This is a genomic window from Streptomyces sp. NBC_00207 (assembly GCF_045160965.1).
In the GTDB taxonomy this organism is placed as follows: domain Bacteria; phylum Actinomycetota; class Actinomycetes; order Streptomycetales; family Streptomycetaceae; genus Streptomyces.
The window spans coordinates 7,011,251-7,031,910 of sequence record NZ_CP130715.1; the positions used below are offsets into that span (position 1 = coordinate 7,011,251).

16 protein-coding genes are annotated in these 20,660 nt (G+C 73.1%); 5 read left to right on the top strand and 11 right to left on the bottom strand.

Features of this window, described 5'->3' with window-relative positions:
• Window positions 1-48: 48 nt before the first annotated feature.
• The 3 genes from OG472_RS32755 to OG472_RS32765 form a co-directional block, all read right to left on the bottom strand.
• Complete coding sequence (locus OG472_RS32755; protein ID WP_401613867.1) at window positions 49-1,089, bottom strand: LCP family protein; 1,041 nt, start codon at window positions 1,087-1,089, stop codon at window positions 49-51.
• A 91-nt stretch (window positions 1,090-1,180) separates the two neighbouring features.
• On the bottom strand, window positions 1,181-3,310 hold the full coding sequence (locus tag OG472_RS32760; protein ID WP_405832492.1) for a 3-hydroxyacyl-CoA dehydrogenase NAD-binding domain-containing protein: 2,130 nt from the start codon (window positions 3,308-3,310) through the stop codon (window positions 1,181-1,183).
• Window positions 3,307-4,533 carry an acetyl-CoA C-acyltransferase gene (locus OG472_RS32765; RefSeq protein WP_215142984.1) on the bottom strand — a complete coding sequence of 409 codons (1,227 nt, stop codon included), beginning with the start codon at window positions 4,531-4,533 and terminating at the stop codon, window positions 3,307-3,309. The genes OG472_RS32760 and OG472_RS32765 overlap by 4 nt, the downstream gene beginning before the upstream one ends.
• A 321-nt stretch (window positions 4,534-4,854) precedes the next feature.
• On the opposite strand from OG472_RS32765, the gene OG472_RS32770 reads away from it, so the two are divergent.
• Window positions 4,855-6,024: an alpha/beta hydrolase gene (locus OG472_RS32770; RefSeq protein WP_405832494.1), complete on the top strand. Its 1,170-nt coding sequence runs from the start codon at window positions 4,855-4,857 to the stop codon at window positions 6,022-6,024.
• Window positions 6,025-6,072: 48 nt separating this feature from the next.
• Here the strand turns inward: OG472_RS32770 and OG472_RS32775 are convergent, their stop codons facing one another.
• The 3 genes from OG472_RS32775 to OG472_RS32785 all read right to left on the bottom strand — a co-directional run bounded on the left by OG472_RS32775 (window position 6,073) and on the right by OG472_RS32785 (window position 9,211).
• The gene (locus tag OG472_RS32775) at window positions 6,073-7,356 is read right to left on the bottom strand and encodes an HRDC domain-containing protein (RefSeq protein WP_401613873.1); all 1,284 of its coding nucleotides are present in this window, start codon (window positions 7,354-7,356) and stop codon (window positions 6,073-6,075) included.
• Between the two features lie 149 nt (window positions 7,357-7,505).
• Window positions 7,506-8,168 carry a response regulator transcription factor gene (locus tag OG472_RS32780; protein ID WP_007267191.1) on the bottom strand — a complete coding sequence of 221 codons (663 nt, stop codon included), beginning with the start codon at window positions 8,166-8,168 and terminating at the stop codon, window positions 7,506-7,508.
• A gap of 386 nt (window positions 8,169-8,554) precedes the next feature.
• On the bottom strand, window positions 8,555-9,211 hold the full coding sequence (locus OG472_RS32785; protein ID WP_383573701.1) for a DUF3000 domain-containing protein: 657 nt from the start codon (window positions 9,209-9,211) through the stop codon (window positions 8,555-8,557).
• 91 nt (window positions 9,212-9,302) lie between these two features.
• On the opposite strand from OG472_RS32785, the gene hemE reads away from it, so the two are divergent.
• The gene (gene hemE / locus OG472_RS32790) at window positions 9,303-10,367 is read left to right on the top strand and encodes a uroporphyrinogen decarboxylase (RefSeq protein WP_383573703.1); all 1,065 of its coding nucleotides are present in this window, start codon (window positions 9,303-9,305) and stop codon (window positions 10,365-10,367) included.
• Window positions 10,368-10,416: 49 nt separating this feature from the next.
• Window positions 10,417-11,577 carry an NADAR domain-containing protein gene (locus tag OG472_RS32795; RefSeq protein ID WP_405832496.1) on the top strand — a complete coding sequence of 387 codons (1,161 nt, stop codon included), beginning with the start codon at window positions 10,417-10,419 and terminating at the stop codon, window positions 11,575-11,577.
• Here the strand turns inward: OG472_RS32795 and OG472_RS32800 are convergent.
• On the bottom strand, window positions 11,574-12,965 hold the full coding sequence (locus OG472_RS32800) for an FAD-dependent oxidoreductase (protein ID WP_405832497.1): 1,392 nt from the start codon (window positions 12,963-12,965) through the stop codon (window positions 11,574-11,576). The genes OG472_RS32795 and OG472_RS32800 overlap by 4 nt on opposite strands.
• A gap of 61 nt (window positions 12,966-13,026) precedes the next feature.
• Window positions 13,027-14,058 carry a DUF4349 domain-containing protein gene (locus tag OG472_RS32805; protein WP_405832498.1) on the bottom strand — a complete coding sequence of 344 codons (1,032 nt, stop codon included), beginning with the start codon at window positions 14,056-14,058 and terminating at the stop codon, window positions 13,027-13,029.
• A 138-nt stretch (window positions 14,059-14,196) separates the two neighbouring features.
• Here OG472_RS32805 and hemG point away from each other — a divergent pair, with 138 nt between their 5' ends.
• Window positions 14,197-15,702, top strand: coding sequence for a protoporphyrinogen oxidase (gene hemG, locus OG472_RS32810; RefSeq protein ID WP_405832500.1), 1,506 nt, complete (start codon window positions 14,197-14,199; stop codon window positions 15,700-15,702).
• 4 nt (window positions 15,703-15,706) lie between these two features.
• Window positions 15,707-16,420, top strand: coding sequence for a hydrogen peroxide-dependent heme synthase (hemQ, locus tag OG472_RS32815; RefSeq protein WP_351585520.1), 714 nt, complete (start codon window positions 15,707-15,709; stop codon window positions 16,418-16,420).
• A gap of 130 nt (window positions 16,421-16,550) precedes the next feature.
• Here the strand turns inward: hemQ and OG472_RS32820 are convergent, their stop codons facing one another.
• The 3 genes from OG472_RS32820 to OG472_RS32830 form a co-directional block, all read right to left on the bottom strand.
• The gene (locus OG472_RS32820; RefSeq protein WP_405832503.1) at window positions 16,551-18,176 is read right to left on the bottom strand and encodes an alpha/beta fold hydrolase; all 1,626 of its coding nucleotides are present in this window, start codon (window positions 18,174-18,176) and stop codon (window positions 16,551-16,553) included.
• A 102-nt stretch (window positions 18,177-18,278) separates the two neighbouring features.
• Window positions 18,279-19,331: a TIGR04222 domain-containing membrane protein gene (locus tag OG472_RS32825; RefSeq protein ID WP_401613884.1), complete on the bottom strand. Its 1,053-nt coding sequence runs from the start codon at window positions 19,329-19,331 to the stop codon at window positions 18,279-18,281.
• Window positions 19,328-20,653 carry a DUF692 domain-containing protein gene (locus OG472_RS32830; protein ID WP_401613886.1) on the bottom strand — a complete coding sequence of 442 codons (1,326 nt, stop codon included), beginning with the start codon at window positions 20,651-20,653 and terminating at the stop codon, window positions 19,328-19,330. The genes OG472_RS32825 and OG472_RS32830 overlap by 4 nt, the downstream gene beginning before the upstream one ends.
• Window positions 20,654-20,660: the final 7 nt, after the last annotated feature.

Sequence of the window (20,660 nt, forward strand, 5' to 3'; positions counted from 1 at the left end):
CGGCCGTACGGGTCACCCGTACGGCCGGCTTCCAGGTGGGCGGGTCCGTCAGCCCTTGGCGGGGGAGTTCTTCGCCGAGGCGGGGACCTTCTCGTCCTTGCGCAGGGCGTCCCACAGCTGGGTGGCCTGCGGTTCGGCCACGACCACGCGGTTCGGGTCCACCTTGTCGTAGGCGACCGGCAGCATGATCGTCTCCATCGTGTCCGGGTTCACGCCCTTCATGCTCTGCGCGAAGTCGGAGAGCGCGGTGAGCGAGGCGAGGTCGGAGTCGGTGGTCAGCGACTTGGTCCCGGCGTCCGCGAGCTTGTAGAGCCGCGCGGGGTTGCCGAGGGCGTCCTGCTTCTTGATCTCGGACAGCATCGCCAGCATGAACTGCTGCTGCAGGCCTATGCGCCCGAGGTCGCTGCCGTCGCCGTAGCCGTAACGGGTACGGACGAACTTGAGCGAGTCGGTGCCGTTCAGCCGGTGCGTGCCCGCGTCCAGCTTCAGGCCGCCCTTGGCGCCGCTCATCGGCTTGTCCAGGGTGACGGTGACCCCGCCCAGCGCGTCCACCAGGCCCTTGAAGCCGGCGAAGTCCACCTCGACGAAGTGGTCCACGCGGACCCCGGACAGCTGCTCCACCGTGTTGACCACACAGGCCGGACCGGCGAGCGAGTAGACGGAGTTGAACATGACCCGCTTCGCGGACGGCACGGTCTTGCCGTCGCGGTCCTTGCACTCGGGCCGGGTGATGAGGGTGTCGCGGGGGATGCTCACCGCGGTCGCCTTGGCCCGGCCCTCGGGTATGTGCACCAGCATCGCGGTGTCCGAGCGGGCGCCGCTGACGTCGCCGTGGTCGAGATCGGCATTGGCTCCGGCGCGTGAGTCGGAGCCGAGCACCAGGATGTTCTGTGCGTTCGCGACCACCTTCGGGGGCCGGTTGTCCCCGATCGCCTGATCCAGGTCGACGCTGTCGATGTTGCCGTTGAGGTGGCTGTACGTCCACCAGCCGGCACCGGCCGCGCCCAGGATCAGCACGGCGACCAGCAGCAGGGTGATCCGCAGAATGCGGCGTCGGCGGCGCCTGGGCCGCGCGTGCGTTTCCGTCATGGGGGTGAATCTTAGACAGATATTCGAATGGCCGAGGCCCGCCCCCCGAAGGGGGCGGGCCAGGCCGCGCAATGCCCGTCTGCGACCCGGACTAGGCCGGGACGCTCGCCAGGCCGGGAGCGAGGAACTTCTTGCCGTTCACGCGCTCCGAGACGCCTTCGCGGTCCAGGTACGGCGTGATGCCGCCCAGGTGGAAGGGCCAGCCGGCACCGGTGATGAGGCAGAGGTCGATGTCCTGGGCCTCGGCCACGACACCCTCCTCCAGCATCAGGCCGATCTCCTGCGCCACCGCGTCCAGGACGCGGTCGCGGACCTGCTCCTCGGTCAGGACGGAGTCGCCCTGCACCAGGAGGGCGGCGACCTCGGGGTCCAGCTCCGGCTTGCCGGAGTCGTAGACGTAGAAGCCGCGCTTGCCGGCCTTGACGACGGCCGCCAGGTTCGGCGAGACGGTGAAGCGCTCCGGGAAGGCGCGGTTCAGGGTCTCGGAGACGTGCAGACCGATCGCCGGGCCGACGAGCTCCAGCAGCACCAGCGGGGACATCGGCAGGCCGAGCGGCTCGATGGCCTTCTCCGCCGTGACGACCGGGGTGCCCTCGTCGATGACGTTCTGGATCTCGCCCATGAAGCGGGTCAGGATGCGGTTCACGACGAACGCCGGGGCGTCCTTGGTGAGGACCGCGGTCTTCTTCAGCTTCTTGGCGACACCGAAGGCCGTGGCCAGCGAGGCGTCGTCGGTCTGCTCACCGCGGACGATCTCCAGCAGCGGGAGGATCGCGACCGGGTTGAAGAAGTGGAAGCCGACCACGCGCTCCGGGTGCTGGAGCTTGGAGGCCATCTCCGACACCGACAGCGAGGAGGTGTTGGTGGCGAGGATCGCGTGCGCCGGGGCGACCGCCTCGACCTCCGCGAACACCTTCTGCTTGACGGACATCTCCTCGAACACGGCCTCGATGATGAAGTCCGCGTCCGCGAAGCCCTCGGCCTTGTCCAGGACGCCGGTCACCAGGGCGGTCAGGCGGTTGGCCTTGTCCTGGTTGATGCGGCCCTTGCCGAGCAGCTTCTGGATCTCGGCGCGGACGTAGCCCACGCCCTTGTCCACGCGCTCCTGGTCGATGTCGGTGAGGACCACCGGCACCTCCAGGCGGCGCAGGAAGAGCAGCGCCAGCTGCGAGGCCATCAGGCCCGCGCCGACGACGCCGACCTTGGTGACCGGACGGGCCAGGGACTTGTCCGGGGCACCGGCCGGGCGCTTGGCGCGCTTCTGGACCAGGTTGAAGGCGTAGATGCCGGAGCGCAGCTCGCCGCCCATGATGAGGTCGGCCAGGGCCGTGTCCTCGGCGTCGAAGCCGGCCTGGAGGTCGCCCGACTTGGCCGCGGCGATGATGTCCAGCGCGCGGTAGGCGGCGGGAGCGGCGCCGTGCACCTTGGAGTCCGCGATGAAGCGGCCCTTGGCAACGGCCGCGTCCCAAGCCTCGCCGCGGTCGACCTCGGCGCGGACGACCTCGGTGGTGCCGTTCAGGACGTTCGCGGTCCACAGGAGCGACTGCTCCAGGAAGTCCGCACCCTCGAACAGCGCGTCCGCGATGCCCAGGTCGAAGACCTGCTTGCCGCGCAGCTGCTTGTTCTGGTTGAGCGAGTTCTCGATGATCACCGAGACCGCGCGCTCGGCGCCGATCAGGTTCGGCAGGATGGCGCAGCCGCCCCAGCCGGGAACCAGGCCGAGGAAGACCTCGGGCAGCGAGAAGGCCGGGATGGCCTTCGAGACGGTGCGGTAGGTGCAGTGCAGGCCGACCTCGACGCCGCCGCCCATCGCCGCGCCGTTGTAGTAGGCGAAGGTCGGGACCGCGAGCGCGGACAGACGCTTGAAGACGTCGTGGCCGCCCTTGCCGATGGCGAGCGCCTCGTCGTGCTTCTTCAGCAGCTCGACACCCTTGAGGTCGGCGCCGACCGCGAAGATGAACGGCTTGCCGGTGATGCCCGCGCCGACGATGGAGCCCGCGAGGGCCTCCTGCTCGACCTGGTCGATCGCCGCGTTCAGGTTGGCGAGGGACTGCGGGCCGAAGGTGGTCGGCTTGGTGTGGTCGAAGCCGTTGTCCAGCGTGATGAGCGCGAAGCGCCCGGCGCCGAACGGCAGGTCCAGGTGGCGGACGTGCGCGGACGTGACGACCTCGTCCGGGAACAGCTCGGCCGCGCCCTTCAGGAGCTCAGCGGTGGTGCTCACTTGGAGTCTCCCTCGGCGTTGAAGTTCGGGTTCTCCCAGATGACCGTGGCGCCCATGCCGAAGCCGACGCACATCGTGGTCAGGCCGTAGCGGACGTGCGGCTGCTCCTCGAACTGACGGGCCAGCTGCGTCATCAGGCGCACGCCCGAGGAGGCGAGCGGGTGACCGAACGCGATCGCGCCGCCGTACTGGTTGACGCGGGCGTCGTCGTCGGCGATGCCGTAGTGCTCCAGGAAGGCCAGCACCTGCACGGCGAAGGCCTCGTTGACCTCGAACAGGCCTATGTCCTCGATGGACAGGCCGGCCTGGGCGAGGGCCTTCTCGGTGGCCGGGATCGGGCCGTAGCCCATGACCTCCGGCTCGACACCGGCGAAGGAGTACGAGACGAGGCGCATCTTGACCGGGAGGTTGTTCTCCCGGGCGAAGTCCTCGGACGCGATGATCGCGGCGGTGGCACCGTCGTTGAGACCGGCGGCGTTGCCCGCGGTGACCCGGCCGTGCGTACGGAACGGGGTCTTCAGGCCGGCCAGGTTCTCCAGCGTGGTGCCCGGGCGCATCGGCTCGTCGGTGGTGACCAGGCCCCAGCCCGTCTCACCCGCCGCCTCGTTGGTGTTGCGCACCGAGATCGGGACCAGGTCCTGCTGGATCTTGCCGTCGGCGTACGCCTTGGCGGCCTTCTCCTGCGAGCGCACGGCGTACTCGTCGGCGCGGAGCTTGGTGATCGTCGGGTACCGGTCGTGCAGGTTCTCGGCGGTCATGCCCATGAACAGGGCGGACTCGTCGACCAGCTTCTCGGAGACGAAGCGCGGGTTCGGGTCCACGCCCTCGCCCATGGGGTGGCGGCCCATGTGCTCGACACCGCCGGCGAGGGCGACGTCGTACGCACCGAAGGCCACACCGCCCGCGACGGCGGTCACGGCGGTCAGCGCGCCGGCGCACATGCGGTCGATGGAGTAGCCCGGGACGGACTGCGGGAGGCCCGCGAGGATGCCGGCCGTACGGCCCAGCGTGAGGCCCTGGTCGCCGATCTGCGTGGTCGCGGCGATGGCGACCTCGTCGATCTTCGCGGGGTCCAGGTCCGGGTTGCGGCGCAGCAGCTCCCGGATCGCCTTCACGACGAGGTCGTCGGCGCGGGTCTCGTGGTAGATGCCCTTCGGGCCCGCCTTGCCGAACGGGGTGCGGACGCCGTCGACGAAGACGACGTCCCTGACGGTACGAGGCACGTTGGCTCTCCTCCAGGTGCGGGTGTGCACTGCTGCGCGCGGGGGCGTTCGGCATGCGTTGCTGAGCGCCCGCTCACCCGACCCATGCTACTTGCGGGTAACCCTTGTGGACACCCCCTCCCCCAGGAGCGGTGAAGGTCACACTCCGCCCGTGGCGCCGCGATCGCGCGACCCCGTCCGATCGGACCCGGTGGGCCAACCCGTTCAGGTCACGTCCGGCGGGCGCCCGGCCGTGGTCGTGGCATTTCCCCCGGACCGTCCCGATCCTGACCCGGCCGGAGCGTCCCTCCTCCGGCTGAGTCGACGGATCGGATGCCAGCGATGCCCCCCACCACCCCGGCCGTGAACCACCAGGTGCCGCACACTTCGACGGTCCCCGCCAACAAGGGGCAGGCCGTCAAGCTGTTCGTGCGCGAATACGACGGCACCCCGACGGGCCCCAACGCGCAGCGCAAGGCCGTTCTGATGCTGCACGGCCGGAGCGTTCCGTCGGTCGTGGCCTTCGACCTCCAGCACGACGGAGGCAAGTACAGCTGGGCGCGCTTCCTGGCCGACGTGGGATTCGACGTGTTCCTCATGGAGCTCACGGGATCCGGCCTCTCGCCGCGGCCGGAGATGGACAAGCCCCGCAACGCCAACCCGCTGCACCAGGCCATCCTGATCCCGAACCCGCTGCCGGACACCAGCCCGCCGCCCTACCCGCACGAGCTGGGGAACTCGGAGAGCGAGTGGGGCGAGGTCGACACGGTCGTCGAGTTCATCAAGAACCTGCGCAGCGTGACCAAGGTGTCCCTCGTCGGCCAGTCGGCCGCCGCCTTCGTGTTCGGGCCGTACGCGATCCAGCACCCGGGGAAGGTGGACAGCCTGCTCCTGCTGGCGCCGATCTATCCGCCCGACGGCCGGGCCAGCGTGCCGCCCGACAGCTTCGGCGCACCGGTCCCGGCGTTCCCCGTGTCCAGCCCGCCGTCCCTGTTCGGCTTCCCGATGAACCTCACCAGCAGGACGGGTCTCGAAAGCGCCTGGGACAAGGAGGTGCACAGCAAGAAGCAGCGGGCGGCCGGCATGGTCGAGGCGGTGTGGAAGGAGTGCATGGCCGTCGACCCGGTCGGCAAGACCTGGGGCGGCCCGGTCGCCGGATCGCCCGAGGGCGTCCTGCGGTTCCGCAACTCCTTCTGGTGGGGCTGGAACAAGGACACCGTCTCGATCGGCGGCGTGCTCGGGGACGAGGTCCCGGTGATGATCGTCTACGGAGAGCACGACCAGACGGCGAACTCGCCCACCTTCTCGGTCCCGGCGTTCTACGACGCGGTCCCCGGCGTCCGCAAGCTGATGTTCCGGGTGGCCGGCGCCGGGCACTCCATGGTCTGGGAGCGCCAGCACAAGGTCCTGCACCAGCTGTCCAAGCGGTGGCTCAAGCACACCAAGGTCGATGACCTCGAGAAGGGCAGCTTCTACGTGGACGAGGACGGCGCCTACACGGACACCGTCTAGCAGAACCCCCGGCACCGGGCCGGGGGCTCCACCACGCGTCAGGCCGGGTCAGGCGGTCGCGGCCAGGGCCGTGACCAGGACCGGGGTCACCTGTTCGATCTGCCAGGCGCGGGCGCCGTAGCCGGCCAGGGCCTGCGCCACCGTGTCGGCGTCGAGCCGCTGCGGCGGCTCCCAGCACAGCCGGCGGACCGTGTCCGGGGTGATCAGGTTCTCCTGGGGCAGGTTGAGCGCCTCCGCCAGCGCCGAGACGGCGGTGCGGGCCGCCGACAGCCGGGCCGCGGCGGCCGGGTCCTTGTCCACCCAGGAGCGCGGCGGCGGCGGACCGGCCGGGGTCGCCCCCGGCTGCGGCAGCTCGCTCTCGGGCAGGGCCTTCGCCCGGTCCACGGCGGCCATCCACTGGTCCAGCTGGCGCCGGCCCATCCGCTGCCCGTAGCCGGGCAGCGCGGACAGGGTGTGCACGTTCGCGGGCAGGGCCAGGGCGGCCTCGACGATCGCGGCATCGCCCAGCACCTTGCCCGGCGACACGTCGCGCCGCTGCGCGATCCGGTCCCGGGACTCCCACAGCTCCCGTACGACCGCCATCTGACGGCGGCGGCGCACCTTGTGCATGCCGGACGTACGGCGCCAGGGGTCCTTGCGGGGCGGTGCGGGCGGGGCGGAGGCGATGGCGTCGAACTCCTGGTGGGCCCAGTCCAGCTTGCCCTGCCGGTCCAGCTCCTTCTCCAGCGCGTCCCGCAGGTCCACCAGCAGCTCCACGTCCAGAGCGGCGTAGCGCAGCCACGGCTCGGGGAGCGGGCGGGTGGACCAGTCGACGGCGGAGTGGCCCTTCTCCAGGGCGTAGCCGAGCACGCTCTCGACCATCGCGCCGAGTCCGACCCGGGGGAAGCCGGCGAGGCGGCCGGCCAGCTCGGTGTCGAAGAGGGAGGTGGGCACCATGCCTATTTCGCGCAGGCACGGCAGGTCCTGGGTGGCGGCGTGCAGGATCCACTCGGTGCCGGACAGGGCCTCGCCGAGCGAGGACAGGTCGGGGCAGCCCACCGGGTCGATCAGCGCGGACCCCGCACCCTCGCGGCGCAGCTGCACCAGGTAGGCGCGCTGGCCGTAGCGGTATCCGGAGGCTCGCTCGGCGTCGACGGCGACGGGGCCGGTGCCCGCGGCGAAGGCCGCGACCACTTCGGCGAGGGCGTCCGCGTCGGCGACCACCGGCGGGATCCCCTCACGGGGCTCCAGCAACGGAATCGGCACCCCACCGGGCGGAACAACGACGTCGTCCGGGGGGCCGCCCCCGGTGGTGGTGCGCAGGTCTGCTGCGGTCTCTTGGGCGTCGGTCACCGGTCAAGGGTATCCGTGTATACGACGCGCCCGTCGCCGGAACGTTCCGGCGACGGGCGCGGGCGGTATGCGGGGAGTTTCCCGGGGTATCCCCGGAGGTTCCCCCGGACGGAGTCCGGGGGCGCTTATCCGGGAGCTCCGCCCCGGGCTCAGTGGATGATCCCGGTGCGCAGCGCCACGGCGACCATTCCGGCGCGGTCACCGGTGCCCAGCTTGCGGGCGATCCGGGCGAGGTGGGACTTGACGGTCAGGGCGGACAGGCCCATCGAGACGCCGATGGCCTTGTTGGACTGGCCCTCCGCGACGAGGCGCAGGACCTCGACCTCGCGGCCGGAGAGCTCTCGGTAGCCGCCCGGGTGGCTCGGGGCACCCGGGGGGCGGCGGTGCATACGGGCGGCCGCGGCGCCGATGGGGGCGGCGCCGGGGCGGGTGGGGAGCCCGATGTTGGTCCGCGTACCGGTGACGACGTAGCCCTTCACCCCGCCCGCGAGGGCGTTGCGCACGGCGCCGATGTCGTCGGCGGCGGACAGGGCCAGGCCGTTGGGCCAGCCGGCTGCGCGGGTCTCGGAGAGCAGGGTGAGACCGGAACCGTCGGGCAGGTGTACGTCGGCCACGCAGATGTCGCGCGGGCTGCCGACGCGGGGGCGGGCCTCCGCGATGGACGACGCCTCGATCACGTCACGTACTCCGAGGGCCCACAGATGGCGGGTCACGGTGGAGCGGACGCGCGGGTCGGCCACGACGACCATGGCCGTCGGCTTGTTCGGGCGGTAGGCGACCAGGCTTGCGGGCTGCTCGAGAAGAACGGACACCTAGGCCTCCTGGGGGAGTGGCGGGACGGCCGGCTCGGGGAAGGAAGCCGGTGCGAACCGTACGGATGGTCACTGACTCCTTCGGCACGTCACCCGCCCGGCTTTAGGGAATGATCACGATTTGGTGAGTAACAATTCGGGCAATTCGGACGCACGATCGATCATCGGGTGATCAGAAGCCCACAATGGACGCCGCCTTCCGACACTCCGTTGCGGGCTTCGACCGCCCGTTCTGCAGGTGCCGGACGCCGGCGTGCGTCTGCAGGTGTCCGCCGGCGTTCGGCGAACGATCCGCGGGACGTCCAGCGGGCGGTCGGCGGACAGGCGGTGGACGGGCGGGCGGACGGCCGACGGAGGGTCCCGGGGGCGTCCGTAAGGCCGTGCGGCTACGGGTGGTGCGGACCGCGCCGCTGTGGCAGGGAGACGACGCCGGTGACGGTGTCCGTCGGACCCACCGGCGGCAGCCCCGCGATCTGGCACAGCAGCTCGCACCACGCCGACAGGTGCGCCGAGGTGTCCGGCACCCCGCCCACCCCCTCGCGGGGCGTCCACGAGGCTCTGATCTCGATCTGCGTGGCCGGCCGCCGCTCCGCGAGCCCGCCGAAGTAGTGCGAGCTCGCCATGGTCACGGTCCCGCTCGCCTCCCCGTACGTCAGCCCGCGCGCGTCCAGCGCCCCGGTCAGCCAGGACCAGCACACCTCGGGGAGGAGCGGGTCCGCGGCCATCTCCGGCTCCAGCTCCGCCCGTACGAGCGTCACCAGCCGGAAGGTCCCGTGCCAGGCGTCGTGACCGGACGGATCGTGGAGCAGGATCAGCCGGCCGTCGGCGAGGTCGTCCTCGCCGTCGACCACCGCGGCCTCCAGCGCGTAGGCGTGCGGCGCCAGTCTCTGGGGCGGTTTCGTCGGGTCGATCTCGATGCCCTGGCGCAGCCGCGCCTTCTTCAATCCGTCGACCGCCCGGCGGAACGGGAGCGGGACGGAGCTCTCCTTCGCGCTGTCCACACCGTCAGCGCCATCTGAAAATCGTCCCTGAGCCGCAGCCATGCGGGGAAGACTAGGCGGTATGTGCGGCCGTACGGCGCAGGGACACCCGCGCCGGGACGGGCACTTCTTCATACGTGCGAAGATTTGGGTCGTGAGTGCCAACGACCGCCCGACGGGCCAGCCGAGTCAGACGTACGATTCCGCCTTCCTGAAGGCGTGCCGGCGCGAGCCGGTGCCGCACACCCCGGTGTGGTTCATGCGGCAGGCCGGGCGCTCGCTCCCGGAGTACCGCAAGGTGCGCGAGGGCACGGCCATGCTGGAGTCCTGCATGCGCCCCGACCTGGTCACCGAGATCACCATGCAGCCGGTGCGGCGCCACAACGTCGACGCGGCGATCTTCTTCTCGGACATCGTGGTCCCGCTCAAGGCCATCGGCGTCGACCTGGACATCAAGCCGGGCGTCGGCCCGGTCGTCGCCCAGCCGATCCGCCGCCGCGAGGACCTCGCACAGCTGCGCGACCTCACCCCCGAGGACGTCCCGTACGTCACCGAGGCGATCGGCATGCTCACGGGTGAACTGGGCTCCACGCCGTTGATCGGTTTCGCGGGCGCACCTTTCACCCTCGCGAGCTACCTCGTCGAGGGCGGCCCCTCGAAGAACCACGAGCACACCAAGGCCCTCATGTACGGGGACCCGCAGCTGTGGGCCGACCTGCTGGACCGCCTCGCGGAGATCACCTCCGCCTTCCTCAAGGTCCAGATCGAGGCCGGAGCCTCCGCCGTCCAGCTCTTCGACTCCTGGGTCGGCGCGCTCGCCCCGGCGGACTACCGCCGCTCGGTGATGCCCGCGTCGGCGAAGGTCCTGGAGTCCGTCGCCTCGTACGGGGTCCCGCGCATCCACTTCGGCGTGGGCACGGGCGAACTCCTCGGCCTCATGGGCGAGGCCGGTGCCGACGTGATGGGCGTCGACTACCGGGTCGCGCTGGACGAGGCCGTCCGCCGCGTGGGCCCCGGCAAGGCGCTCCAGGGCAACCTGGACCCGGCGGTGCTCTTCTCCACGCCGGAGGCGGTCGAGGCCAAGGCGGACGAGGTCCTCGCGGCCGCGGCCGGCCTGGAGGGCCACGTCTTCAACCTGGGCCACGGCGTCCTCCCGACGACCGACCCCGACGCGCTGACCCGCCTGGTGGAGTACGTCCACACCAAGACGGCCCGCTGAGCGGAAAACTGCACCCGAGCAAGATCGAAACGTCGGTACTGTGCCGTGCATGACATGGCGCGGGCCGACGTTTCGCATATCCGACGGAGAGACCATCGACGGGGCCTGGCGCCTCGTGTGGAGCAAGCACGACCGGCTGGACGAGCACCACACCGAGCACCTCTTCGTCTACGCGGACGGCAGGATCACCCACGGGTACGAGGCGACCGACCTCGCCGGCCTGGGAAGGCTGCTCGCCTCCGGGAAGATCGCGCTGGACCCGCCGGGCGCCCGGGAGTGGACCGCCGAGCCGTCGACATGGGGCTCCCGCAGCCCGGAACCGCGGACGGACGAGGGCTTCCTCCTGGAAGTCGCCGACGAGATCGCCCGGCTGGCCGGCAGGCCGACGGCGGCCGACCGGTGCTGGGACGCCGTCCGCTCCTACCAGGCGGAGCCGACGCCGGAGCGACGGGCCCGGCTCCGGGACGCGTACCTTGCCGTCCCCGCCCACCTGCGGGTCTACGTCCTGGGCGACATGGACCTCCAGGACCGGCCGCTGCGGATCCTGACGACCGACCCGGGTGAGGCGGTCGGCGGGGACGGACCGGTGGTGACGGAGGAGCTGCACCGGCGGGCCCTCGCGTACTTCACCGACCAGGACGCGCGCGTCGAGCAGGCCGGGAAGCAACAGGCCCTCCGGTACGCGGACGACCCGGCCGGCGACCCGCAGCCCCCGGTGGTCCTGCACCAGCGCGTGTATCCGCAGGGCCGGCCGGCCGAGCTCGGCGACTTCGCACTGCGCAACGACTACGACGCCCCCTTCACGTACGAGGGGGAGACCTACCCCACCGTGCTCCACGGCTACTGGGCCCGCTCCGCCGCCGACCGGGACGACCACGACCGGATCCGCGCCGCCGCGACCGCCCACGAGGCTCAGGAGCTGGGCGGACGGGCCGAGCGGCGCGCGGACTGGCCCGCCGTGCGGCTCGCGGTCATGGCCGGGCTGCTGCGCGCCAAGTTCGGGCAGCACCCGCGGCTCGCGGAACTCCTGATCGCCACCGGGGAAGCCGGGATCCTCTACACGGGCTACTCCGACGCCCCCTACTGGCGCGACGAGGGCCCCCGGGGCGGCCGCAACTGGACGGGCCGGCTGCTGGAGCTGGTCCGCGCCGAACTCCGAGCCGCCGGATGCTCCGCGGGGCGGAGCCCCGGCAGCCCAGGTGCGGCCTAGACCCCCGCCGAGCGGACCGCGGAGACGGCCTTGCGGGCTGCCACCAGGATGGGGTCCCAGACCGGGGAGAAGGGTGGGGCGTAGCCCAGGTCGAGGGTGACCATCCGGTCCACCGTCATGCCGGCCGTGAGGGCGACCGCCGCGATGTCCACCCGCTTCGCGGACCCCGCGCCGCCGACGATCTGGACGCCGAGAAGCCGGCCGGTGCGGCGTTCCGCCAGCATCTTCACCGTCATCTCCGCCGCGCCCGGGTAGTAGCCCGCCGTGGTCGTGGAGGTGATCGTGGCCGTCACGAAGCGCAGGCCCGCCTCCAGGGCGTCGCGCTCGCGCAGTCCCGTACGGGCGATCTCCAGGTCGCAGACCTTGCTGACCGCCGTGCCGACGACCCCGGGGAACGTCGCGTAGCCGCCGCCCACGCCCGAGCCGATGACCTGCCCGTGCTTGTTGGCGTGGGTGCCCAGCGGGATGTGCCGGGTGCGGCCCGCGATCAGGTCCAGGACCTCCACGCAGTCGCCGCCCGACCAGATGTTCTCGTGGCCCCGGACGCGCATCGAGAGGTCCGTGAGGATGCCGCCCGACGGGCCGAGCGGGAGGCCCGCGGCGCGGGCGAGGGCCGTACGGGGTTCCACGCCGATGCCGAGCACGACCACGTCCGCCTCGTACTCCTCACCCCCGGCCGTGGCCACCGCACGGGCCCGGCCCTGCTCGTCCGTGAGGATCTTCGTCACCTCGGCGCCGGAGACGGTACGGATGCCCATGCGGTTCATCGCGGTGTGCACCAGGCCGCCCATGTCCGGGTCCAGCGTGGCCATCGGCTGCGCGCCCCGGTGCAGGACGGTGACCTCGAAGCCCCGCCCCACCAGGGCCTCCGCCATCTCCACGCCGATGTAGCCCGCACCGACCACGACCGCCCGCCTGCCCCCGGTGCCTTCGGTGCGTTCCAGTGAGTCCATCAGGCGCTGGCCGTCGTCCAGGGTCTGGATGCCGTGGACCCCGTGCGCGCCGATGCCGGGGAGGCGGGGGCGGACGGGGCGGGCGCCCGTGGCCAGGACGAGCTTGTCGTAGTCCGTCCAGGATTCGGATCCGCTGTCCAGATCGCGGGCGCGGACCCGGGATCCGGGCAGGTCCAGCTCCACGACCTCCGTGCGGGTGCGCAGGTCGATGCCGCGGGCGCGGTGCTCCTCGGGGGTGCGGGCGATCAGTTCGTCGCGCCCGGCGACCCGGCCCCCGACCCAGTACGGGATGCCGCACGCGGAGTACGAGGTGAAGTGCCCGCGCTCGAACGCGACGATCTCCAGCTCCGCCGGGCCCTTGAGCCTGCGGGCCTGTGACGCGGCGGACATCCCCGCCGCGTCACCGCCGACCACCACCAGTCGTTCCGTCGCCATCGTCCGTACCGCCCCTTCACCCCGTCATCGGATGGTGAACACGCTACGGGCGAACGCGCGTTCAGTCCTGCACGTCGGCCTCGGTGTCCGAGGACGGCGTCCGGGGCGCGGGGACCTGGGCCGCGGTCCGCTGCGGCATCGGAGCCGGAGCCGGAGCCTGAGCCGGGGACGCCTTCGGGCGCGCCGGCCGCCGCCGGCGGTACAGCCGGAACAGCGCCACCACCAGCGCCGCCGTCAGCGCGAACGGCAGCAGCGCGCCCACCGCCACCGTCAGGTACCGCACGACCGTGGTGAAGACCTCCCAGCCGCCGCGCAGGGCGTCCAGGAAGGTGGGCTCCTTCTCCTTCTTCTCGGTGACCTCCGGCTTCGGGGCGGGCTCCGTGACCTCCAGCGTGATGGTGCCCATCGAGGTCTGGTCCTTCAGCGCCGTCTGCTGCGCCTGCAGCGACTCCAGGTCGGACTGGCGCCGGCTCAGCTCGCTCTCCAGCATCACCACGTCGCCCAGGGCCGTGGCCTTGCCCATCATCTCCCGCACCCGCGCCACGCTGGCCTGCTGCGACGCGACGCGGCTGCCGATGTCGGCGACCTTCTCGGTGACGTCCTGCGCGTCGACCTTGCGGTGCAGGAGCTTCCCGCTGCCCTCCATGGCGCTGAGCACCGAGTCGTAGCGCTCGCCGGGCACCCGCAGGGTCACCGTCGAGGTCATCCGGCCGTCCCCGCCGCGCCTGGTGGACTCGTTGCCGACGTAGCCGCCCGCCCCGTCGGCCGCGGCGCGGGCAGCGGCGAGGGCCTTCTGGGCGTCCGTCGTCTCGATGCCGAGCGTCGCCGTACGGATCACGTTCGGGCGGACCGAGGCCGCCGGCGGGGCGTTCTTGTCGGCGGGAGCGGCCGACGGGGCCGCCGCGGCGCCCTTCGCGCCCTCCGCGCCCTGGGGCGCCTTGCCGTCCTGGGCGGGCGCCGGCGCGACCGCCGCCCGGTCGGCCGAGGACGCCTTGCCCCCGGCGTCCGCGCCGCAGCCGGTGAGCGCGAGCGCCCCGGCCAGGGAGAGGGCGGCCAGGGCCGCCGCGGAACGGTGTCTGTGCAGAGCATGCATCGTGCAAACCCCCGGTGATCGGCTGGTGTTGCCGTTTCGACGCGCGGAGGCCCTCCGCGGGTTTCGCTTCCACGGTCCCGGGCCGGTCCCGATGCGGTCACGGTCCGGCCTCGGAGATCGGTCTGAGACGATGTGTCCATGCACGAAGCGGACATGCGTACGGATCGGTCGGCCCGGGCGGGATCCCCCGGCCATGTCGTCGTCATCGGCGGCGGCATCGCGGGCCTCGCGGCGGCCCACCGGCTGCTCGCCGAAGGCGCCCGCGTCACGCTGCTGGAGGCCGGACCGCGCCTCGGCGGCAAGCTGTACGCCGGCGAGCTCGCCGGGGCCCGCGTCGACCTCGGCGCCGAATCCATGCTCGCCCGCCGTCCCGAAGGCGTGGACCTCGCCCGGGCCGTGGGCCTCGGCGAAGCCGTGCAGCCGCCGGCCACCGCCACCGCCCACCTGTGGACCCGGGGCGCGCTGCGGCCGATGCCGCGCGGACACGTCATGGGAGTCCCGGGCGACCTGGGGCCGCTCGCCGCCTCCGGGGTGCTCTCCGCGGAGGGACTGGCCCGCATCGAGGCCGAGCGCACGCTCGCGCCCACCGAGATCGGCGAGGACGTCGCCGTCGGCGCGTACGTCGCCGCACGGCTCGGCCACGAGGTCGTCGACCGGCTGGTGGAACCACTGCTCGGCGGCGTCTACGCGGGCAACGCCTACCGCATCTCCATGCGGGCCGCCGTGCCCCAGCTCTTCGAGGCCGCCCGGACGCACGTACTGCTGTCCGACGGGGTACGGGAACTGCAGCAGAGGGCGGCGGCCGCCCCCCAGCAGGCCGGTCCGGTCTTCGCCGGCATCGACGGCGGCATCGGACGGCTCCCGCTCGCCGTGGCCGAGGCCTGCCGCGCGGCCGGAGCGCGGATCGTCACCGACGCCCCCGTCACCGAGGTCGTGCGGACGCCCGAAGGCTGGCGGATCGTGGCCGGCGCGGGGACCGCAGGAACCACCGGGATCATCGAGGCCGACGCGGTGATCCTGGCCACCCCGGCCGGGCCCGCCGCACACCTGCTCGACGGGCTCGCGCCCACCGCCGCGGCCGAGCTGCGCGGCGTCGAATACGCCTCGATGGCCCTGGTCACCATGGCCTTCCGCCGCTCCGACCTGCCGGCCGCCGTCGCGGGCGGGGGCGCCAGCGGGTTCCTCGTACCGCCCGTCGACGGGCGGACCATCAAGGCCTCCACCTTCTCCAGCAACAAGTGGGCCTGGGCCGGGGCGGATCCCGAGCTCTTCCTGCTGCGCACCTCGGTGGGCCGGTACGCCGACGAGGCCGACCTGGGGCGCGAGGACGGCGAGCTGGTCGACGTCTCCCTCGCCGACCTCGGCGAGGCCGTGGGCCTCGCGGCCCGGCCGGTCGCCTCCACCGTCACCCGCTGGGACGGCGGGCTGCCCCAGTACCCGGTCGGCCACCTCGACCGGGTGGCCCGGATCCGCGGCGCCGTCGCCGCCCTGCCCGGTCTCGCCGTGTGCGGCGCCCTCTACGACGGGGTGGGCATCCCGGCGTGCATCGCCAGCGCCGGCCGGGCCGCGGAGGCGGTGCTCGCCTCGCTCGGTGCGCGTACGGCACCCCTGGCGCCGACCACTGATCAGCGCACGGGACAATAGGAACATGACTGCACCAGAGAAGATTCCCAACGCGGGGAAGAAGGCGAAGGACCTCAACGAGGTCATCCGCTACACCCTGTGGTCCGTCTTCAAGCTGAAGGACGTCCTGCCCGAGGACCGCGCCGGTTTCGCCGACGAGGTCCAGGAACTGTTCGACCAGCTGGCCGCCAAGGACATCACCGTCCGCGGCACCTATGACGTCTCCGGCCTGCGCGCCGACGCCGACATCATGATCTGGTGGCACGCGGAGACCGCGGACGAGCTGCAGACCGCGTACAACCTGTTCCGCCGCACCAGGCTGGGCCGTGCGCTGGAGCCGGTGTGGTCGAACATGGCCCTGCACCGCCCGGCCGAGTTCAACAAGTCGCACATCCCGGCCTTCCTCGCCGACGAGGTCGCGCGCGACTACGTCAGCGTGTACCCCTTCGTGCGCAGTTACGACTGGTACCTGCTGCCGGACGAGGACCGCCGCCGCATGCTCGCCGACCACGGCAAGATGGCCCGCGGCTACCCCGACGTCCGCGCCAACACCGTCGCCTCCTTCTCGCTGGGCGACTACGAGTGGATGCTGGCCTTCGAGGCGGACGAGCTGTACCGCATCGTCGACCTCATGCGTCACCTGCGCGCCTCCGAGGCCCGCATGCACGTCCGGGAAGAGGTGCCCTTCTACACCGGACGCCGCAAGTCCGTCGCCGATCTGGTCGCCGGGCTCGCCTGATACCTCCCCTGGGGGGAAGGACCGGAGGACGACCACACCGTCAGGTGAGTTCCTCCGGTGGATCGGGAGGCTGGTCCGAAAGACGGCCCCTGCCCCCGAAACGACGCAGCCGGAGATCCCGCCCGGAAGTTCAGACGACCGGCGGCAGCAGCGCCCTGCGGGCGCTCGCTGCCCGGTCGTCCAGCGACACCGGTGCGGGCTCCGGATGCGGCGCACACGTGACACGCCACCCCGGGGTGGCGCCCGTCAGCAGATACCGCTCCACGTGACGGTCCACGCAGTCGTTGCGTCCGCCGACCACTCCGTGCGAGCCGGACCCCGCCTCGGTCACCAGCGCGGCCCCGGCGCCCAGCCGCCGCTGCAGCTCCAGCGCCCCCGGATAAGGGGTCGCCCCGTCCCGCTCCGCCGCGACCACCAGCGTCCGCGGCAGCAGGGCCGGCCGCTCGACCGCCACCGGCCGCTGCCGCCAGGGCACCGGCCAGGAGGCGCACGGCAGGTTCAGGAAGGCATTGGCCCAGGTCTCGAAGGGGGCCGTGCGGGCCACCTCGGTGTTGTCGCGGTCCCAGGTCTCCCAGTCCGCGGGCCAGGGGGCGTCGTTGCACAGCACCGCCGTGTAGACGGCCGTCGCGTTCTCCGCCCGCGCCGCCGCGGCCGGGTCCGGGGCGGCCTGGGCGGCCAGCTCCGCCGGATCGCCGCGCAGGAAGGCGGCCAGAGCCGCAGCCCGCTCCGGCCACACGTCGTCGTAGTACGCGGCCTGGAGGTAGGCGGCACGGAGTTCGCCGGTGCCGACCCTTCCGCCGGCGGGCGTACGGGCCACCGCGTCCCGGACCCGCTCGTAGCTCGCCTGCACGGCCGCCGGGGTGGCGCCCAGGCGGTACGTGGCGTGGTGCCGGGCGGCCCAGGCGCGGAAGTCGTACCAGCGGCGCTCGAAGCCGGCCGCCTGGGCGAGGTTGTTGCGGTACCAGACGCGGCGATGGTCGGGATCGACCGCCGAGTCGAGGACCATCCGGCGGACGTGGCCGGGGTGGAGGGCGGCGTAGACGGCGCCGAGGTAGGTGCCGTACGAGGCGCCCATGAAGGTCAGCTTCCGTTCGCCGAGCGCGGCGCGCAGGACGTGCAGATCGCGGGCGTTGCTCAGGGTCGAGTAGTACGGGAGGGCCGCACCGGCCCGCAGCGCGCAGCCGCGGGCGTAGGCCCGGGCGGCCTCGAGGCGCTGCCTCTTGTACGCGGGGGAGGGCTCGGCCGGCTCCTGGGTGGGGCCCGTGGTGCGGGCGGAGGGGTCCTGGCAGGACAGCGGGGCGGACCGGCCGACGCCGCGCGGGGCGTAGCCGACGAGGTCGTAGGCGGCGGCGATGCGCTCCCATGCGGGCAGTTCGGCGACGAGCGGGAAGGACATCCCGGAGGCTCCGGGGCCGCCCGGGTTGTGGACGAGCGCGCCCTGGCGGACCGCTCCGCGGGCGCGGGTGGCGGTGACCCGGCTGACGGTGAGGGAGATCTGCGGGCCGTCGGGGCGGGCGTAGTCGAGCGGTACGCGCAGGGTGGCGCAGCGGACCGGGCCGCGGAGCTCCTCGACGTCGGGGCAGGCGCGGAAGTCGAGGCCGGCGGTGGCGGCGCGGCGGGCGGCCAGCTCGGCGCCGGCGGCGGCCTCGACAGCCTCGGCGGCTTCCGGGGCCGGTGCGGCGCGGGCGGTGGGGGTGCACAGGGTGAGGGAGAGCGCCGCCACGGCGGCTCCGTGGCGCGCGAGTCTCGTCCGCATGACCGGGCCTGCCTCTCATCGTATGAAGTGATGAGAGGCCGGACCGTCTTCGTTGTAAAGGATCAACGGCGGATGTCGGCCGCCGTGGCCCCTGTCGGCGTATCAGGAACTGCTGGAGCAGCTCGAACTCGAACTGCTGGAACAGCTGGAACCCGAACTGCTGGAGCAACTGGAACCCGAACTGCTCGAACAACTCGAACCTGAGGAGCCGCCGCAGCTCGAACCGCTGCCGCCGGCGCAGCTGGAACTACTGCCTCCGCAGCCGCCGCCCGAGGCCCCGCAGCTCGAACCCCCGCCCCCGTCGCTCGCGGCGCACCAGACCACCGGCAGCAGCAGATCGGCCGAGGTATCGGACGACGACGTGTGGGTGTGGTGGGAACGAGCGCCGGACTGCGCCGCGGCCAGCCGGGTGCCGCGGGCGGCCGGGACCAGCTGCTGCCGCAGGTACGGGTCCCGCAGGCCGCGCAGCCCGAACAGGGCGGTCTGCACGTGCGGGGTCCGGTCGTTCACGTAGGCGGAACGCATCGCCCGCAGTGCCCGCAGCCCCGCCCGGGTGACCCGGCTCTTGGCCCGGGCCGCGCCGATCACGCCCACGACGATGCCGATCACCAGCACGGGCAGCACCTTCACGATGAACGGCACCTGGGCGCCGCTGTCCAGGGCGAGCCCCACGAAGGTCAGCACCAGCGACACCGGGATCAGGAGCGCGCACACGACGGCCTGGACCAGCCCCCAGCGGCGCCGGGTCCGCCCGGATCCGGGCGGGGACACCATCCCGCGGGCGGCCAGGGCGTCCCCGAGCTCCTGGACGGCCGGGTCGCACATGGCGGCGTAGCGCACCTGGTACAGCCACCCCGAGGGTGCCCCCGCGTGCGCCTGGAGGACGGCGCGCTCGACCGGGTCGGCGGCCCGCGCCCCGGGGCGCACCTGGACGATGCCCGGCCCGCCGACCACCAGGCGGCCGTCGCCGAGCATCGCGACGAGCGCGGCGTCCACGACGGTGCCGGGCCCGCCCGCCACGAAGGCGGCCTCGGACAGGTCGTGGAGACGGTCCGCGGGTCCCGCCGGGGCGGGGCGGCCGCCGCGCACCCGGCGCAGCAGCACGACGGAGGAGACGGCTACGGCGATCCAGATCGCCAGGGCGAGGAGGTTCATGCCGCCCTCCCCGCGAGCGTCCGGGCCCAGCGGACGACCCGTCGGGGCGGCCGCACCCCGGCCCGTTCCCGCCACCAGGCGGTGAGCCGGCGCCGGGCGGCCGGATCGGCCGGCAGGTCCCGGATCAGCAGGTGCTCGGCGAAGTCCAGCGCGTCCCGCCGGTACCCGGCGGTCATCGGGCGGCCCTTGGCGTACGCGAGGAACGCCTCGCGGTACGGGTCGCGGCCGCCCAGGATCCCGGGCAGCTCCGGAGCCAGCCTGGCCACCACGTCGGCCCGCTTGGCGGCCAGCGCCCGGGCCTGCACCCGGATGCGCCCGCGGTCGAAGCCCTCGGGTACGGGGGTCCCTGCCACCAGCGCCGACAGCAGCGCGGCCTGCCCGAGCGCGACCCGGGTCCGGGCGGGCTCCACGGGGACGCGGCCCCCGGGCCCGTCGGCGGCGTCCGGCACGCGCTCCGGCTCCGCGGCCGCTTCCGGCGCGGTCTCCGCCCGCAACTCCGCCGCCGGGCCGGCCGTCACCACCGCCCGGATCGCGGCCAGTTCGCCCGCGAGCTCCGCCTCCGGCGGGAAGTCGTCGTCCCGCTCCAGCAGCACGCCCGGCGGGTCCACCCGGGAGCGGAGTGCGGCGAGCAGATCGAGCACCACCGGCGGCACCGGGTGCGCGTGCGTGTCGTGCCAGACCCCGCCCCGCTCGACCCCGCCCGCCACGTGCACGTACGCCAGCGCCTCCAGCGGGATCGCGTCCAGCACGGCCGCGGGGTCCTCGCCCCGGTTGACCCGGTTGGTGTGCAGGTTGGCCACGTCGATGAGCAGCCGGACACCGGTGCGCTCGACCAGTTCCGTGAGGAACTGCCCCTCGGTCAGCTCCTCGCCCGGCCACGAGAACAGCGCCGCGATGTTCTCCAGAGCCAGCGGTACGGGCAGCGCGTCCTGCGCGATCCGTACGTTCTCGCACAGCACGTCCAGCGCGTCGCGCGTGCGCGGCACCGGCAGCAGGTGCCCGGCCTCCAGCAGGGGCGAGGAGGTCCGTACGAAGGCGATGTGCTCGGTGACGAGCGGCGCCCCCAGCGCCACCGCCCGCTCGCCGAGCGCCGCCAGCTTCGCGGGGTCCGGCCGGTCGGCGCCGCCCAGGCCGAGCGAGACCCCGTGCGGCACGACGCGCGTGCCGCGCTCGCGCAGCCGCAGCAGTGCCTCGGGCAGGTGGCCCGGGCAGATGTTCTCGGCCACCACCTCGACCCAGTCGAGGCCGGGCAGCCGCTCGACGGCGTCCGCGATCTCCGGCCGCCAGCCGATGCCCACCCCCAGGTGTGCCATGGGCTTCATGTCCCCT

Excerpts from the sequence above, each read along its gene's own strand:
- OG472_RS32785 (WP_383573701.1), bottom strand. The coding sequence starts at position 9,211 with ATGGCTGCGGCTCAGGGACGATTTTCAGATGGCGCTGACGGTGTGGAC.
- OG472_RS32770 (WP_405832494.1), top strand. The coding sequence starts at position 4,855 with ATGCCCCCCACCACCCCGGCCGTGAACCACCAGGTGCCGCACACTTCG.
- OG472_RS32755 (WP_401613867.1), bottom strand. The coding sequence starts at position 1,089 with ATGACGGAAACGCACGCGCGGCCCAGGCGCCGCCGACGCCGCATTCTG.
- OG472_RS32805 (WP_405832498.1), bottom strand. The coding sequence starts at position 14,058 with ATGCATGCTCTGCACAGACACCGTTCCGCGGCGGCCCTGGCCGCCCTC.
- OG472_RS32830 (WP_401613886.1), bottom strand. The coding sequence starts at position 20,653 with ATGAAGCCCATGGCACACCTGGGGGTGGGCATCGGCTGGCGGCCGGAG.
- OG472_RS32825 (WP_401613884.1), bottom strand. The coding sequence starts at position 19,331 with ATGAACCTCCTCGCCCTGGCGATCTGGATCGCCGTAGCCGTCTCCTCC.
- hemQ (WP_351585520.1), top strand. The coding sequence starts at position 15,707 with ATGACTGCACCAGAGAAGATTCCCAACGCGGGGAAGAAGGCGAAGGAC.
- hemG (WP_405832500.1), top strand. The coding sequence starts at position 14,197 with ATGCACGAAGCGGACATGCGTACGGATCGGTCGGCCCGGGCGGGATCC.
- OG472_RS32820 (WP_405832503.1), bottom strand. The coding sequence starts at position 18,176 with ATGCGGACGAGACTCGCGCGCCACGGAGCCGCCGTGGCGGCGCTCTCC.
- OG472_RS32795 (WP_405832496.1), top strand. The coding sequence starts at position 10,417 with ATGACATGGCGCGGGCCGACGTTTCGCATATCCGACGGAGAGACCATC.
- OG472_RS32800 (WP_405832497.1), bottom strand. The coding sequence starts at position 12,965 with ATGGCGACGGAACGACTGGTGGTGGTCGGCGGTGACGCGGCGGGGATG.